Consider the following 13,839-nt stretch of genomic DNA (forward strand, 5'->3'; position numbering starts at 1 on the left):
TCGGGGCATGCGCTTCGAGATCCTCGGACCCACCAGCGTGCTGGACGAGGACGGCGCGCCGGTGGCGCTCGGCGGGCCGCGGGTGCGCGCCCTGCTCACCCTGCTGGCCCTGAACGCCGGCCGCGTCGTCGGCGCCGGCCAGCTCGTGGACGACCTCTACGGCCCCCACCCGCCGGACGGCGTGGCCAACGCGCTGCAGTCCCAGGTGTCCAGGCTGCGCCGGGCGCTCGGCCGGGACCTGGTCGAGTTCCACCCGGCGGGCTACCGGCTGGTCGCCGACCCGCACGACGTGGACGCGCGCCGCTTCGAGCTCCTGGCCCTGGACGGGCGGCGGGCGCTGGCCGCCGGGGACGCCGGGCGGGCGGCGGCTCTGCTGGGCGAGGCGCTGGAGTTGTGGCGCGGCGCGCCGCTCGCCGACGCGCCGCACGCGGTGTCCGCCGCGGCCGGGCTGGAGGAGCTGCGGCTGGCGGCCGTCGAGGACCGCCTCCAGGCCGACCTGGCGCTCGGGCGGCACCGCGACCTGGTCGCCGAGCTGCGCCGGCTCACCGCCGCCCACCCGCTGCGCGAGCGCCTGCGCGCCCAGCTCATGCGCGCCCTGTACGGCAGCGGCCGGCAGGCCGAGGCGCTGGCCGTCTACGACGAGGCGCGGCGGCTGCTCGACCGGGAGCTGGGCATCGAGCCGGGCGCCGAACTGGCCGCCGCGCACCTCGCCGTCCTGCGCGCCGACCCGTCCCTGGCCCCGCAGATCACCCCGCAGATCACCCTGCCGACCGCCGCACCGACCATCGCACCGACCATCGTGCCGACCGCGGCGCCGAACCCCGCACCGATCCAGCCGCCGGTTCCCCCGTCCCTTCCCGGGCCAGGAGGGCCCGCCGGGTCGCCGCGCGGCGGGTTCAAGCAGGGGTTGCGGGCGCAGCTGACCAGTTTCGTGGGCCGGGCGGAGGAGCTGGCGCAGGTGGGCGCGCGGCTGCGGGACAGCAGGCTCGTCACGCTGATCGGCCCCGGCGGCGCGGGCAAGACCAGGCTGGCGCAGGAGGCGGCCGCCCAGGAGCCGGGCGACGTGTGCTTCGTGCCCCTCGCCCACGTGGCCGGCGCCGCCGGGGTGCCCGGCGCGGTGCTGGTCGCGCTCGACATCCGCGACGCCCTGCTGCCCGCGCCCCAGCGCGCCGCGGTCGGCCCCGTCACCCGGCTGCTCACCGCGCTGGCCGAGCGCGACCTGCTGCTCGTCCTGGACAACTGCGAGCACCTGGTCGCCGCCGTGGCCGAGCTCGCCGACGCGCTGCTGGCCTCCTGCCCCGGGCTGCGGGTGCTGACCACCAGCCGCGAGGCGCTGGGCATCACCGGGGAGTCGATCCTGCCGGTGTCCCCGCTGCGCCTGCCGCCGCCGGAGCCGGACGACCCGCTGGCGTACGCCGCCGTCCGGCTGTTCGCCGACCGGGCCGCCGCCGTGCGCCCGGGGTTCGCCGTGGACGCCGGGAACACCGCGGACGTGGTGCGCATCTGCCGGGCGCTCGACGGGCTGCCGCTGGCCATCGAGCTGGCCGCGGCCCGCCTCCGTACGCTGTCGGTCGCCGACGTGGCGGCCCGCCTGGACGACCGGTTCCGGCTGCTGACCCGCGGCAGCCGTACGGCGCTGCCCCGGCACCAGACGCTGCGCGCGGTCGTCGCGTGGAGCTGGGACCTGCTCGACGACGCCGAGCAGCGCCTGGCCGCCCGCCTGAGCGTGTTCGTCGGCGGCGCCACCCCCGAGGCGGCCGAGCGGGTGTGCGGGCTGCCGGAGGAGGTGCTGTTCTCGCTGGCGGAGAAGTCGCTGGTGGAGTACGTCGGCGGCCGGTACCGCATGCTCGACACGATCCGGGCGTTCTGCGCCGAACGCCTGGCCGAGTCCGACGGGACCGCCGCGATCAGGGACGCCCACACCGCCTACTACCTCGACCTCGTCCTGACCGCCGACCCGCTGCTGCGGACCGCCGAGCAGCTCACCTGGCTGGCCCGCCTCGACCAGGAGAGCGACGACCTCGAAGCCGCCATGCGCTGGACGACCACGTCCGGGCAGCCGGAGACCGGCCTGCGGCTGCTGGCGCACAGCGCCTGCTACTGGTGGATGCGCGGCCACCGCGGCGTCATCGCCGGGCTGGCCGCCGCGCTGCTGGCCAGGATCGGCGACGCGTGCCCCGCGGGCATGGAGGAGGAGTACGTCATGTGCCTGCTCGTCACCGCCTGGACGGGCGTGGCCGACGACGTCGTGCGCGAGCGGCTGGCCGAGGTGCGCGAACTCCTGCCGATCACCCACCTGCCGGAGCGGGTGGAGTTCCTGATGATGATGCGGTCGATGTTCACCGGACCGCCGGGCGACGTCGAGGAGATCTACCACGAGTTGCAGGCCCACACCGAGGGGCTGCCGCCCTGGCAGCGGGCGTTGTCGTACAGCGGCGCGGGGTTCGTGCTGCAGATCCTGGGGCGGGTCGAGGAGTCGCTGGCCGCCTTCCGGCGCGCCCTGGCCGCCTTCCGGGCCATCGGCGAGCGCTGGGGGGCGGTGCTGGTGCTGTCGGGTCTCGGCGAGCTGGCCTCCCGCGAGGGGGACTACGCGGCCTCGTACGCGCTGTCGGACGAGGCGCTGACGCTGGCCCGCGAGCTCGACGCGCGGGCGGAGATGGCCGAGGCCCTGTGCCGGCGCGGCGACGCGCTGCTCGGCATGGGCGAGCCGCTGGGCGGGCGGGCCGACTACGAGGAGGCGGCCGAGCTGGCCCGTCGCGTGGGTTCCATGGACATGCTGGCCTGGGCGCACCTCGGGATGGCCGAGGTGGCGCTGATCGGCGGCGAGCGGGACGCCGCGCTGTCCCTGCTGGCCCAGGCCCGCGCGGAGTGCCCCGACGACTGGTACAGCACCGAGGACATCCGCAACCGCATCGACGAGGCCCTCGGCCGGGCGGTCAGCGAACGGTAGGCGGCCCGTCAGCCGCCCTCGCCATCGTGGACGGCATGACGCGCAAATGGGCCTGTCTGGCCATCGCCTGCCTGGCGACGCTGCTGCTCTCGGTCGATCTCACCGTGCTGCACCTGGCGCTCCCCCGGCTGGTCGCCGACCTCGGCGCGAGCTCGACGCAACTGCTCTGGATCGGCGACATGTACGGGTTTGCCCTGGCCGGGCTCCTCGTCACCATGGGCAACCTCGGGGATCGCGTGGGCCGCAAGCGGCTGCTGCTGATCGGCGCGGCCGGCTTCGGCGCCGCCTCGGTGGTGACCGCCTACGCCCCGAACCCAGAGCTGCTGATCGCCGCCAGGACGCTGCTGGGCGTGGCGGGCGCGATGATCATGCCGTCCACGCTCTCGATCGTCAGGAACGTCTTCGCCGACCCGCGCGAGCGGACCGCGGCCATCGGGATCTGGAGCGGGATGAGCGCGGCCGGGTTCGCGCTGGGGCCGGTCGTGGGCGGCGTGCTGCTGGACCACTTCTGGTGGGGGTCGGTGTTCCTGATCAACGTGCCGATCATGGCGCTGGTGCTGGTCTGCGGGTTCCTGGTGCTGCCGGAGTCGCGCGGTCCCGCCGGGCGGGTGGACGGGCCCAGCGTGGTGCTGTCCTTCGCCGGTGTCGTGACGGCCGTCTACGCGGTCAAGGAGGCCGCCCACCAGGGCCTGGCGCACGCCGACGTGCTGGGGGCGGCCGTGGTGGGCGCGGTGTGCCTGGTGCTGTTCGTCCGGCGGCAGAGCCGGCTGGCCACGCCGCTGATCGACGTACGGCTGTTCCGGCGGCGGGCCTTCAGCGCGTCCGTGGGCACGAACCTGCTGGCGATCTTCGCGTTGTCGGCCATGAACCTGCTGTTCGCCTGGTACCTGCAGCTCGTCCTGGGGTGGACCCCGCTCCAGGCCGGGCTGGCCCAGCTTCCCGGCGGTCTCAGCGGCGCGGTGGGCGGGGTGCTCGCGGCCCGGCTCATCGGCCGGCTCGGCAGGAACGGCGTGGTCGCGCTCGGCCTGGCGCTGAACGCCGCCGCGTTCGTCCGGTACGCCATGCTCGGCACCGAGCTGGACTATCTCACCCTGCTGCCGGTGATGATGATCGGCGGGCTCGGGGTCGGGCTCACCTTCACCGTGAACAACGACAACGTCCTGGCCACCGCGCCCAAGGAGCGGGCAGGGGCGGCGGCCGCGGTGTCGGAGACGGCGTTCGAGCTGGGCGGGGCGCTGGGCATCGCGGTCCTCGGCACCGTGCTCAACAGCGTCTACCGGGCGAACCTGCTGGTGCCCGCCGGGGTGCCCGGCCAGGCGGCGCGGGAGTCGATCGCCGGGGCCACCGCCACGGCGGCGGAGCTGCCCCCGCAGGCGGCCGGGGAGCTGATGCGCGCGGCGCGCACGGCGTTCGTGTCGGGGATGCAGGTGACGACGCTGGTCACGGCGGTCCTGCTGACCGTGGTCGCGGTGTTCGCGCTGGCCTGGCTGCGCGGCGTGCCGAAGGTCATCCAGGAAGAGCAGCCGGTCCCTCGGTGAGCGAGCTGGCCTCGCTCGCCGGCCGGGCGGGCAGCGGGCGCAGGCTGCGGATCCTGGCCAGCACGAGCAGCGCGGCCACGCCCGTCGCGACCGGCGCGACGACGAACGCCAGGGAGGCGCCGAAGTGGTCCACGAGCTGCCCGGCGACCGACGACCCGGCCGCGATGCCGAGGGCGATGCCGCCGTTCAGCCAGGTGAACGCCTCGGTACGGCCCTCCGCCGCGACCAGTCCCTCCACCAGGGTGTAGCCGGTGATCACCACGGGGGCGATCACCAGGCCGGCCAGGGCGGCGGCGACGTACATGTGAGGGACGGCTGCGGCCAGTGTGAACGCGCTGGTCGCGACCGCGAGCAGGGCCAGCCCGGCGACCAGCCGCGCGCGGGCGGAGGACCGCCAGCGGACCGCGCCGTACAGCAGGCCGCCGAGCATGCTGGCGCCGGAGAAGACGCCGTAGACGGGTCCGGCGGCGGCGGGCGCGTGCAGGGCGGTGGTGAGCGAGGTGACGCCGACCTGGAGGCTGCCGAAGACCGACCCCATGGCCAGGAAGGCGGCGGCCAGCAGCGCCACGCCGCGCCGCCGCAGCACGCCCTTGGAGGCGGCGATCCGCACCGGCACCGGCTCGGGCAGGCTTGTCCGGACGGCGGCGAAGACCACCGTGCCCACCAGGATCAGCACGAGCCCGCCGAGCAGCGCGACCACCGGCGAGTACGCCGTGGACAGCCCCACCAGCAGCACCGGGGCCAGCGTGAAGGTCAGCTCGTCGGTGATCGACTCGACCGCGAACGCCGTGTTCAGCCGGCCGGTGCCGCCGAGCCGGTGCGCCCAGCGGGCCCGGACCATCGAGCCGACCTGCGGTCCCGACGCGCCGACGAGCGCGGCCACGGCGACCAGCAGCGCGAGGTGGGCGTGCGCGGCGGCCAGGGCCAGCAGGCCGCCCATGGCCAGGGCGTGCAGGGCCACCTGCGGGAGCAGCACGCGGGCCTGGCCGTACCGGTCGGCCAGGCGGCCCGTCTGGGGGCCGATGAGGGCCTGGAAGACGGCGGAGGCGGCGGAGGTGATCCCGGCCGCGCCGTAGGAGCCGGTGGACCACTGGACCAGCAGCAGGATGCCCATCTGGGTCATCGCGAACGGCACGCGGGCCAGCAGCGCGGGCACGAGGAAGCGCCAGGCGCCGGGGGTGGCCAGCACGTCGAGGTAGGACTTCAAGGGTCTCCGTCCAGATCATGACGGAGTCCTCCCCCGGGGGAGCGCACCGTCGGAGGTGGGCTTCGACCGGGGTAGATACCGGCGGGTGCCGGCCGCCGAGCGGTCAATCAGTCACTTCAGTCAAACGCGACGAGAGCCGATCCTATTGCAGGAATCGGGCGACTTAATTCATTTGTCGTTGACTTCAACGATGTTGAGATTTACCGTCGGAAGTCTGGAGGCAGTGACATGGATGCGATCCTGAAATTTCCTGACATCGACGGCTCGATGCTCGCGCTGGTGGGCGGCAAGGCGGCCAACCTCGGCGTCCTCACCAGGGCGGGGCTGCCCGTCCCGCCGGGATTCTGCGTCACGACGGAGGCGTACCGCGCGATCACCGCCGGCCTCGGCGACGTGACGCACGCGGCCGCGGCCCGCAAGCACATCCTCGACGCCACGATCCCCGCCGGCCTCGCGCGGGCCGTGCTCGATGCCCTGTCCGAGACCCTGCCCGAGCCCCTGTCCGGCGGCCCGGTGGCGGTGCGCTCGTCGGCCACCGCCGAGGACCTCCCGTACGCCAGCTTCGCCGGCCAGCAGGACACCTTCCTCAACGTGACCGGACCGGAGGCGGTGCTCGACGCGGTACGCCGCTGCTGGGCCTCGCTCTGGACCGATCGCGCGGTCGCCTACCGCGAGTCCAACGGCATCGACCACCGGGCGGTCAGCCTGGCCGTGGTCGTCCAGCGCATGGTGGACGCCCGGACGGCCGGCGTGTTGTTCACCGCCGACCCCGTCACCGGACGCCGCCGGCGGGCGGTCGTCGACGCCGCCCCCGGCCTGGGCGAGTCCGTGGTGTCGGGCGCGGTCAACCCCGACCACTTCCTCATCGACCCGGACAGCGGGCGCGTCCTGGAGCGGCGGATCGGCGACAAACGCCTGGCCGTGCGCCCCCTGCCGGACGGCGGCGTCGTCCACGAGACGGCCGACGCCGGCGCCGAGCCGTGCCTGACCGACGACGAGCTGCGCGAGCTGGCCACGCTCGGCGCCCGGGTCGAAGAGCTCTACGGCGTGCCGCAGGACCTCGAATGGGCCTTCGACCAGGCGGGCACGCTCTGGCTGACCCAGGCCAGGCCCATCACCACGCTGTTCCCGCTGCCCGCCGGGCATCGGGGCGAGGGGCTGCGCGCCTACTTCTGCTTCAGCGTCGCCCAGGGCGTCCTGCGACCGTTCACGCCGATGGGGATGGCGGCGGCGCGGGCCGTGTCCGCCGGGGTGTCCGGCCTGTTCGGCTTCCCCGTGGCCGCGCCGCTGGCCGGCGCCCCGGCCTTCGCCGAGGCGGGCGGGCGGCTGTTCGTCGACCTCACGGGGGTGCTGCGGAGCAGGGTGGGCCGGGCGATCGTGCCGCGCGTGTTCGACGTCATGGAGGCCAGGTCGGCGCGGTTGCTGCGCGGCCTGTTCGACGACCCGCGCCTCGGCGTCACCCGGCGCTCGGTCTGGCCGTTCGTCCGCCGGCTGGCCGCGATCACGGTGCGCCATCGTCTGCCGGTCACGTTCGTCCGGGGGCTGGCCGATCCGGCGGGCGCGGAGCGGCGGGTGCGCCGGCAGGCCGACGCCCACCTGTCCAGGCTCGCCCCGCCGCCCGGCGCGAGCCTGACCGAACGCGTGGACCACGTGGCCAGGACGCTGATCCGCGAGGTCGTGCCGATCGCGCCGCGGGTCTTCCCGGTGGCCGCCGCCGCGCTGCCCATGCTGCTGCTGGCCGCGCGGCTGCTGAAGGGCAGGGCCGCCCCGGGCGAGCTGCAGACCGTCCTGCGCGGCGCGCCCAGGAACGTGACCACCGAGATGGACCTGGCGTTGTGGGCGCTGGCCCGGCGGCTGCGCGAGGACCCGGAGGTGGCCGCCCGCTTCCTGGCCGAGCCGCCCGAGCTGCTGGCCCGCGAGCCGCTGCCGGCCCCCGTCCGCGCCTTCCTCGACGAGTACGGCCACCGCGCGGTCGCCGAGATCGACCTCGGCCTCCCCCGCTGGTCGGAGGACCCCACGCAGGTCATCGGCATGCTCGCCAACTACCTGCGCCTGGAGGATCCGGCCCTGGCCCCCGACGTGCTGTTCGCGAAGGGCGCGGCCGAGGCCGAGGCGATGGTCGAGGAGCTGGCCGGGCGGGTGGGCGGCCTGCGCGGCCGGGTGGTGCGCTTCGCGCTGGGCCGGGCCAGGCAGCTGGTCGGGGTGCGGGAGCTGCCGAAGTTCCTCATCGTGCGGATCTTCGCCGCGCTGCGCGCCCAATTGCTCGACGTGGGCCGCGAGCTGGCCGGCCGGGGGCTGCTCGACGCGCCCGGCGACGTGTTCTTCCTGACCCTGGCGGAGGCCAAGTCCGGCCGGGACCTGCGCGGGCGGGTCGCCGTCCGGCGCGAGCGCCACGAGCGGGAGCTGCGCCGCCGGCACGTGCCGCGGCTGTTGTTGTCGGACGGCACCGAGCCCGAGGCCGTCGCCTCCGGGCAGCCGGCCGAGGGCGCCCTGACCGGCTCGCCCGCCTCGCCCGGCCAGGTGACCGGCGTGGCCAGGGTGGTGCTCGATCCCGTGGGCGCGCGCCTGGAGCCCGGCGAGATCCTGGTCTGCCCGTCCACCGATCCCGGCTGGACGCCGCTGTTCCTGACCGCGGGCGGGCTGGTCATGGAGATGGGCGGGTCGAACTCGCACGGCGCGGTGGTGGCCCGCGAGTACGGCATCCCGGCCGTCGTCGGCGTCGCGCACGCGGTCGAACGGCTCCGTACGGGCCAGACCGTCACGGTGGACGGCACCGCGGGCACGGTCGCCTGAGGAGGCCGGGCCTTCCGGCGGTCCGGGAGGGCGGGAGGGCGCCGTCAGGGACGCGGGTTCCTCGGGCAGGACCGGATCATCGTCGGCGACAGCTGGTCGAGGCGGGAGCCGATCATCCGGGCCACCCCCTCGATGGTCTCGATGCCCGCCCCCTCCCCCGGCTGCTCGTCGGTCTGCACCGCCAGCAGCAGGTCGCGCCCCGGCCCGACGACGCGGCCGTAGCTGGTCACCGCCCAGGTGTTGTGGATGAACGGGCGTGGCGTCCAGCCGTTCTTCAACGCCACCCGGTCCACCGGACGGGCGGCCGCGCTGATCCCCCACGACTGGTCCTTGACCACGCGTCCCATCAGGCCGAGCACGAGGTCGCGGTCGCGGCCGGACAGGCCCTCGGCGCCCTCCACCAGCGCCCGGAGCAGGCGGATGCGGTCGGCGGGGCTGGTGTTGGTGCCGCCCCAGAAGACGCCGGGCCCCGGAACGGTCTCGGTCAGGCCCATACGCCGGTAGAACTCGCCCATCGCGCCGCCGACCCGGCCCCACAACGCGTCGGCCGCGCCGTTGTCGCTCTCGGTGATCATGCGCTCGGCCAGGTCGCGTTCCTCCTCGCCCAGGCCGCCGCGGCCGAGCACGAGCGCCGTCAGGATGTCCACCTTGACGCCGCTGGCGGTGATCATGTCGTGCTGGTGCTCGCCGCGGCCCAGGGTGATGCCGGTGTCGAGCTCCAGCATGCTGTAGGCGACCCGTCCCGGGCGTCTGGACAGGTACTGCTCGATGTCGTGGGCAAGCCGGTCGCGGGCCGCCCTCCCCGCCCTCTTGTCATGAAATTTCAGGACGCAACGGCCGACCGCCACCGGCGCCTTCCGCACACCGGGCACCTCCGGCAGCCGTCCGGTCGCGCACCCGGCCGCGCCTCCGGCCGCGAGCCCCCAAACCACCACGACAGCCGGCCATCTCCACCACACGCGCAAACCCCCGTGATCGTCACGTCCCGGGGGTTTTGATCACTTTCTGCCCAGTGGCGGCATTGGTCACACCCCGCCCGTCAGGGCAGGAGCACCACCTTGCCGACAGTTCGCCGTCCGGCCAGGTCGGCCACGGCCCGGCCCGCCTCCGCCAGCGGGTACTCGCCGCCCACCAGCGGCCGCAGCCGCCCGGCCGCGGTCAGCGCGAGCAGCTCGCCCAGCGGGGGCCCTACCATCTCCCGCCGCCCCCGCAGCGGACGCAGCCAGAACCCGAGGACGGCGAGGTTGCCCGCGGTGAGCCGGCCGACCTCGACCGGCCGGGCCTGCTCCCCCGACGACGACCCGTAGCTGACCAGCCGCCCGAAGGGGGCGAGCACGGTCAGCGCCGCGTCGAAGACCGCGCCGCCCACGGCGTCGAGCACGACGTCCACCGGCCGGTCGCCGTTGGCCTCGATGACGCGCTCGGCGTACCCGTCGGCCGCGCCGTCCACGGCGGCGTCCGCGCCGAGGTCGAGGGCGAGCGAACGTTTGTCCTCGGTGGAGGCGGTGGCGATCACGCGTCCGGCGCCGAACACCTTGGCGAGCTGCACGGCCAGGCTGCCGACGCCGCCCGCGCCGGAGTGGACGACCACGCTCTCGCCCTCCCTGAGCCGCGCCGACGAGCGCAGCAGGTGCCAGGCGGTGAGCCCCTGGACGAGCAGCGCCAGCGCCTCCCCCGCCCGCAGCGAGCCGGGCACCACCACGACGTCGCCCTCGTCCAGGACGGCCCTGGAGGCGTAGCCGTTGGCGGTGAAGCCCATCACCCGCCGCCCCCGGGGATCGAGCCCGACGACCTCGCTGCCGGGGATGTGCGGCAGGCGGTCGGGGGCGGAGTAGTGGCCGGAGATCTGCCGCACGTCGGCGAAGTTCAGCCCGGCGGCCTCGACGTCGACCAGCACCTGGCCCGGTCCCACGACCGGGTCGGGCACCTCGGCCTCTTCGAGCACCTCCGGGCCGCCGAAGCGGGTGAACTGGATGGCACGCATGAATCCCCCCATTCCGCGCGATACCCCCCAGCGTAGACGTCAGTCTCCGGAGCCGCCCGGCCGGAGGTGCTCGGCGAGGAAGTCCGCGGTGGCGTCCACGCCCTGCGAGACGTACGGCTCGCGGTCGTAGAGGTCGATGTGCTGCTTGGCGTCCACCCAGACGAGCCTCTTGGGCTGGTCGAGCCGCTTGAACGCCTCCTCGGCCCCCTCCGGCGGGCAGAACCTGTCGATCACGCCGTGCACGATCAGGGCGGGCTTCGGCGACAGGAAGTCGGCGCCCATCATGTTGTCCATGGTGATCAGCTCGCGCAGCCCGGCCCGGGTCACCGCGTTCCGCCAGGAGGCGGAGGCGCCGCGCTCGGTGCCGTAGTAGGCGAACGGCTCGTCGCCCGGCATCGCGGCCTCGCCCTCCTCGGCCACGGCGGGCAGGTACTCGACCGGGCCGCCCCGGTCCTGCCGTTCCAGCACGCCGGCGAACCCGGCCAGCGCCGCCTGGTAGTCCATGCCGGACCGCATCGTGTACGGGTTGTTGTAGGCCCCGGCGATGCCCGCGAACGCCCGTACGCGCGGGTCGAAGGCGGCGAACCTCAGCGCGTACCCGGCGCCCAGGCAGATGCCGACCGCGCCGATCAGGTCGCCGTCCACCTCGGGGCGCGAGCGCAGCAGCGACACCGCCGCCCGCAGGTCGGCCAGCTTGCCCTGCGGATCCTCGTGCCCGCGCGGCTCGCCGCCGGACTCGCCCCAGTTGCGGTGGTCGAAGGACAGCGTCACGTAGCCGCGCCGGGCCAGCCGTTCGGCGTACAGGCCGGTGACCTGGTCGCGCACCCCGGTGAACGGCCCGGTGAGCACCAGCCCCGGCCAGGGGCCCGTGCCCTCGGGCGTGCGCAGGTCACCGGTCAGGCGCACGCCGTCGGCGGCGAACTCGACTTTCATGGTGACAAGTGTGCGCCAGGCCCGCGGCGGGCGGGCCCGGCGCCCCCTCGGATCACCGGATCAGGAGTCGAACCCGAGGCCCATCCTGTCGAGCGTGCGCAGCCACAGGTTGCGCCTGCCCTGATGCTGGTCGGCCTGGGCGATCGACCACCGGGTGAACTGGATCACCCCCGACCGGACCGGCTCGGGCGGGAACGGGACCGGCTTCTCCTTGACCATCCGCAGCTCGGTCCGCTCGGTGGCCTCCCCCGACAGCAGGTCCAGCATCACGTTCGCGCCGAACCTGGTGGCTCCGACGCCCATGCCGGTGTAGCCCACGGCGTAGGCCAGCCGGCCGCCGTGCGCCGTGCCGTAGAAGGCGCTGAAGCGGCTGCAGGTGTCGATCACGCCGCCCCAGCGGTGCGTGAAGCGCACCTCGGACAGCTGCGGGAACGTGGTGGCGAAGTGCTCGGCGAGCTTGACGAACGTCTCGTCGCGCTGCTCGTACTCCGGCTTGACCAGGCCGCCGTTGTAGTAGACCGCGTCGTAGCCGCCCCACAGGATGCGGTTGTCGTCGGTGAGCCGGTAGTAGTGGAACTGGTTGCCCGAGTCGCCGACGCCCTGCCGGTTGTGCCAGCCCACCTCGGCGAGCTGGGCCGCGGTCAGCGGCTCGGTCATCAGGGCGTAGTCGTACACCGGGACGACGAAGTGCTTGAGCCTGCGCAGCAGGGGCGGGAAGACCCCCGTGCCCAGCGCCACCCGGCGACCCGTCACCGACCCGTACGGGGTGCGCAGGGTGATCGTCGTGCCGTCGTCGCGCAGCGAACGCACCGGACTGCGCTCGAAGACCCGTACGCCGAGCCGCAGGCACGCCTCGCGCAACCCCCAGGCCAGCCGCGCCGGGTCCAGCATGGCGCAGCCGCTGCGCTCCCACAGGCCGCCCAGGTAGGTCGGCGAGTTGACCTCGGCCCGCACCTGCCGCTCGTCCATGGGCACGTAGTCGAGCCCGAGCTCGGAGATCAGGTCCAGGTGTTCGCCCAGCGAGTCGAGCTGCCACGGCTCGGTGGCCACGTGCAGCTCTCCGGTGCGCTCGAAGGAGCAGTCGATGCCGTGCCGCTCCAGCGTGCGCTCGATCTCGTCGAGGTTGTCCACGCCCATGCGTTCGAGGCGGCCGATGTCCTCCGGCCACCGTTCCAGGCCGTTGGCCAGGCCATGGGTGAGGGTCGCCATGCAGAACCCGCCGTTGCGGCCGGTCGCCGCCCAGCCGATCCTGCGTCCTTCGAGCAGGACCACGTCCAGCGAAGGGTCACGTTCCTTGGCCATCAGGGCCGTCCAGAGCCCCGAGAAGCCTCCGCCGACGACGACCAGGTCGGCGTCGGTGTTTCCGATGAGCCGCGCGCGCGGCTCGGGTCTGGCCGGGCTGTCCAGCCAGTACGGCTTGCGCTCCGCGTCAGCCAGCGCCTTCAGCGGATCCACAAATCCCACTTCCCTACGAAAGTCTCAGTTGTTCTTTGTTGATTGCGGGATCCAAAAGCATGATGTGATCACGCGCGGGTTCCCCCCGCCGAAATCCGATCTCGCCTCCCTGTTCTTGGTCGGAATACACCAATCCCCCCGCCGGATCGCGGGGGGAAAGCCTGTTGGAGCAGATCCTAGGCGCGGCGTCTTGCGGCCACGGCGTTCGCCACGGCGATCAGCACACCGATCCCGAAGATGAGCGTACCCATCACGTTGACCTGCGGTGGAATGCCGGTCTTCACCGCACCCACGATCCACAGGGGGAAGGTGACGGTCGAGCCGTTGACGAAGCTCGTCACCACGTAGTCGTCGATCGACAGCGCGAAGGAGAGCATCGCGCCCGCGAGCACGCCCGGCATGATCGAGGGCAGCGTCACCTGCCGGAACGTGCCCCAGGCGGTCGCGCCGAGGTCCTTGGCCGCCTCCTCCAGCGACGGGTCGAGCGTGATGACCCGCGCCCTGACCGTCACCACGACGAAGGAGAGCGAGAACAGCACGTGCGCGACGATGATCGTGTTGCCGTCGCGCGGCACGTTGCCGGAGACGAACAGCGACAGCAGCGAGGCCCCCATCACCAGCTCCGGCGTGGAGATGGCGGCGAAGACCAGGAAGTTCGTGGCGCCGAGGCCGCGGAAGCGGTGCCGGCCGACGGCCAGGCCCAGCATCGTCCCGATGACGACCGTGATCACGGTGCTGACCAGGGCGATCACGATGGAGTTGCGCAGCGCCGTGGTCAGGTCGGAGATCTCGAAGAGCTCGCCGTACCACTTGAGGGTGAAGCCCTGCCAGCTCGTGTTCGACTTGCTCTTCTTGTCGTTGAAGCCGAACAGGATCATGACCGCGATCGGCGACGACAGCCACAGGATGATCAGCCAGGTGTAGACGTGCAGCAGGCGGTCGCCGAACCTGCCCCGCGCGCCCCTGCTCATTGCTCGCT

Annotated in this window: 9 protein-coding genes; 3 read left to right on the plus strand and 6 right to left on the minus strand. The window is 73.9% G+C overall.

What is annotated here, in order from left to right:
• Positions 1-7 precede the first annotated feature (7 nt).
• Positions 8-2,950 carry a BTAD domain-containing putative transcriptional regulator gene (locus AB0J76_RS06455; protein ID WP_352322697.1) on the plus strand — a complete coding sequence of 981 codons (2,943 nt, stop codon included), beginning with the start codon at positions 8-10 and terminating at the stop codon, positions 2,948-2,950.
• Between the two features lie 35 nt (positions 2,951-2,985).
• Positions 2,986-4,488 (plus strand): MFS transporter, encoded by a 1,503-nt coding sequence (locus AB0J76_RS06460; protein WP_352322698.1) that lies wholly within the window; start codon positions 2,986-2,988, stop codon positions 4,486-4,488.
• On the opposite strand, the gene AB0J76_RS06465 is transcribed toward AB0J76_RS06460, so the two are convergent.
• Entirely contained in the window at positions 4,457-5,695 is a 1,239-nt protein-coding gene (locus tag AB0J76_RS06465) for an MFS transporter (RefSeq protein WP_352322699.1), read from the minus strand. The genes AB0J76_RS06460 and AB0J76_RS06465 overlap by 32 nt on opposite strands.
• Positions 5,696-5,923: 228 nt before the next feature.
• Between AB0J76_RS06465 and AB0J76_RS06470 the strand changes: the two genes are divergently transcribed.
• On the plus strand, positions 5,924-8,488 hold the full coding sequence (locus tag AB0J76_RS06470; protein WP_352322700.1) for a PEP/pyruvate-binding domain-containing protein: 2,565 nt from the start codon (positions 5,924-5,926) through the stop codon (positions 8,486-8,488).
• A gap of 44 nt (positions 8,489-8,532) precedes the next feature.
• Here AB0J76_RS06470 and AB0J76_RS06475 read toward each other — a convergent pair whose 3' ends face one another.
• From AB0J76_RS06475 to AB0J76_RS06495, 5 genes are all read right to left on the minus strand, one after another.
• Positions 8,533-9,351 (minus strand): serine hydrolase, encoded by an 819-nt coding sequence (locus AB0J76_RS06475; protein WP_352322701.1) that lies wholly within the window; start codon positions 9,349-9,351, stop codon positions 8,533-8,535.
• 176 nt (positions 9,352-9,527) lie between these two features.
• Positions 9,528-10,472: a zinc-binding dehydrogenase gene (locus AB0J76_RS06480; RefSeq protein WP_352322702.1), complete on the minus strand. Its 945-nt coding sequence runs from the start codon at positions 10,470-10,472 to the stop codon at positions 9,528-9,530.
• Between the two features lie 39 nt (positions 10,473-10,511).
• Positions 10,512-11,405: an alpha/beta hydrolase gene (locus AB0J76_RS06485; protein WP_352322703.1), complete on the minus strand. Its 894-nt coding sequence runs from the start codon at positions 11,403-11,405 to the stop codon at positions 10,512-10,514.
• A gap of 60 nt (positions 11,406-11,465) precedes the next feature.
• Positions 11,466-12,860, minus strand: coding sequence for an FAD-dependent oxidoreductase (locus AB0J76_RS06490; protein ID WP_352322718.1), 1,395 nt, complete (start codon positions 12,858-12,860; stop codon positions 11,466-11,468).
• Between the two features lie 176 nt (positions 12,861-13,036).
• Positions 13,037-13,831, minus strand: coding sequence for an ABC transporter permease (locus AB0J76_RS06495; RefSeq protein ID WP_352322704.1), 795 nt, complete (start codon positions 13,829-13,831; stop codon positions 13,037-13,039).
• Positions 13,832-13,839 lie beyond the last annotated feature (8 nt).

Origin of the sequence: Nonomuraea sp. NPDC049624, from assembly GCF_040675255.1 — a bacterium.
Lineage (GTDB): Bacteria > Actinomycetota > Actinomycetes > Streptosporangiales > Streptosporangiaceae > Nonomuraea.